This window comes from Rhizobium sp. M1, assembly GCF_002531805.1.
GTDB lineage: Bacteria > Pseudomonadota > Alphaproteobacteria > Rhizobiales > Rhizobiaceae > Rhizobium > Rhizobium etli_C.
Genome location: NZ_NWSW01000098.1, coordinates 1 through 2,420, shown reverse-complemented (window position 1 = coordinate 2,420; position 2,420 = coordinate 1). Strand labels below are relative to the sequence as shown.

Sequence of the window (2,420 nt, the reverse complement as noted above, 5' to 3'; positions counted from 1 at the left end):
TGAGCCAACGTGTGAGTTGGGTGCTCGATGCCGACCCCGTATCCTGCAACTATCAAACTATGCCTGCTGTCAAGCGAAGTGAAGATTTGACCCCGTAGGCGAAACGAAGAACTGACCCCTTCATTGATTTGCTGTTTCGTTTGTCTCAAGCGCTGTTCCGGCCTTCTGCAGAAGGCCGGAACGGCGCTTTTCGCGAAGCCTGTAGCTATCACCTCGGATGGTGATCACCGTCGAATGGTGCAGCAGGCGGTCCAATATCGCGGTGGCGACGACAGGGTCTCCAAAGACGCTCCCCCACTCTCCGACCGATCGATTGGAGGTAATCAGGATCGATCCCCTTTCATAGCGGCGAGAGACCAGTTGGAAGAACAGGTGGGCGGCGTTAGCTTCGAAGGGCAGATATCCCAGCTCGTCGATGATCAGCAGTTTCGGCCGCGATAGGATTGTCAACTGCTTGTCCAATGAGCCATCGTTATGGGCCTTGGCGAGCATCGCAACCAGAGTGGCCGCCGTGACGAATTGAACGTTGTAGTTCTGGCGGATTGCTTCTCGGCCAAGACTGACAGCAAGGTGCGTCTTACCGGTGCCCGGAGGTCCGAGGAATAGGACGGTGTCGCCGTGAGCAATCCAGCGGCAGGTTGACAGCTCCCTGATCTGTCCTCGATCCAGCGAGGGCTGTGCCTCGAAGTCGAAGCCATCGAGTTCGCGTACGAAGGGGAACTGCGCCAACTTGCTCGACATCGAGATGCGCCGTTCATCGCGCCGGGCAATCTCTCGTGAGACCAGGAACGCCAGAGCTTCGCGCAACGTCATCTTCGAGCGCCTCGTCCAGCAACGTGTCGAGTTGATCGCGGATCGCCGTCAGCTTTAGCCGATCGAGTGTCGCGATGAGTAAATCGTGATCGACGGTCGTCATCACCAGCCACCTCCAACAACGGCCTCGTATTCCGCAAGAGGTCGCAGCAAGGCGGCTGGTGCCAGCTCGACTGGAGCGGTGCGAACCAGTCCTTCGCTACCCGCGAAGCCAACAAAGTGATCCCGGTCGACGATCCGTTGTCGCCGTCCCTGGCAGAGAGGATGATCGGCCACAACCTGGCCAGCGTGACGGATAATTACACGGCCAGCCAATACAACGACTTGGACGCTCTCGCCGATGAGACGCCAGGGTACGGAATAGCTGTTTGTGTCGAGATCGATGGCGCAGTCCGCCTGCACTTTGCGCACGAGGTCGCGTAGTTGTCCAAACGGTACGCGGCCGGATAGCGGCCGAAGGGCTTCGGCCTCCGCAGCAAAGCGTTCAATTGGTGCTTCACCAGTCGTGCCGTGTTCTCGTCGGTCTGCGATCTCTCGTATCCATCGGTCAAGGTGCGCCTCGAACGAAGCCCAGTTCTCAAACCGGCGACCAGCGATAGCATTCTTCTTGACGTACCCGACCCCGCGCTCGTCCTTCCCCTTTGTTCGCGCCCGGTAGGGAGCGCAAGCGCGTGGCGCGAAGCCCCAGTAACGGGCAAACGCCCAGAGTCGCGCATTGAAGCGAACCTCCCGGCTAACCGCGTCGTGATGTTCGACAAGTGCCTTCGCATTATCCAGCAAAACCTCAACGGGAACGCCGCCAAACCGAAGAAACGCGCCTTCCATCCCCTCGAACCAATCTGTCTGCCCTTCTCTCAATGAGGCACGGATATGAATGCGTCTGGAATAGCTTAGCGTGGCGACAAAGACGTTTACCCGAAGCCGCTCGTCACCGATCCAGACACGCGTCTGCCCGAAGTCGATCTGCAACTGACGACCAGGCGGCGTTTCAAACCGCACTGTCGCACGCTTTTGCGCCTTGAGTTCCCGCCGCCATTCCCGGACTCGAAGCTCTACCGAACGCAAACCGATGATAATTCCATGCTCGCTCGCCAGCTCCTGCCGGATCACATCGGCATTGCCATCATGGCGAAAGAAGCGTTCACGAAGCCAATCATCAAGGCCATCAAAAGCACTCCTCCGAACCGGCTTCTTGAAGGGTACCGCTCCACCCTCACGAAGATATCGACGGACAGTGTTGCGAGCACATCCAAATTCCTTCGATAGACGCTTGGCACCCCAACCAAGCTCGTGCAGCCGCAACATTGCCACCACCTCATCTGCCTCAAGCATATCTTCGCCCTGCATCGTTCCCCACGATGCAGGATGCGCTGAAATCGCACTTGTCATCCATCTCTCCTCGTTGTCACACGAGGGGGCAGTTCTTCATTTCGTTAGGGGGTCAGTTTCTCATTTCGCCTGACACCTGCGGGCGGGTGCCGCGGTGGACCGACTTGTTCATCACGCAACGATCATTCGAAATGAACGTCGAAAGCTGTCGACGACGTTCCGCCATGGAGGCCAAACGCCAGCGCGGCAGGCCAGCCTCATTCGCGACAATCAAAGGC

General features: G+C 58.2%; 1 protein-coding gene and 1 pseudogene. Both read right to left on the bottom strand.

What is annotated here, in order from left to right; all coding sequences use genetic code 11:
• Positions 1-120: 120 nt before the first annotated feature.
• Positions 121-916, bottom strand: a pseudogene (gene istB / locus CO655_RS33025) (IS21-like element ISSme2 family helper ATPase IstB).
• On the bottom strand, positions 916-2,202 hold the full coding sequence (istA, locus tag CO655_RS33020) for an IS21 family transposase (protein WP_016737538.1): 1,287 nt from the start codon (positions 2,200-2,202) through the stop codon (positions 916-918). The pseudogene istB and the gene istA overlap by 1 nt, the downstream one beginning before the upstream one ends.
• Positions 2,203-2,420 lie beyond the last annotated feature (218 nt).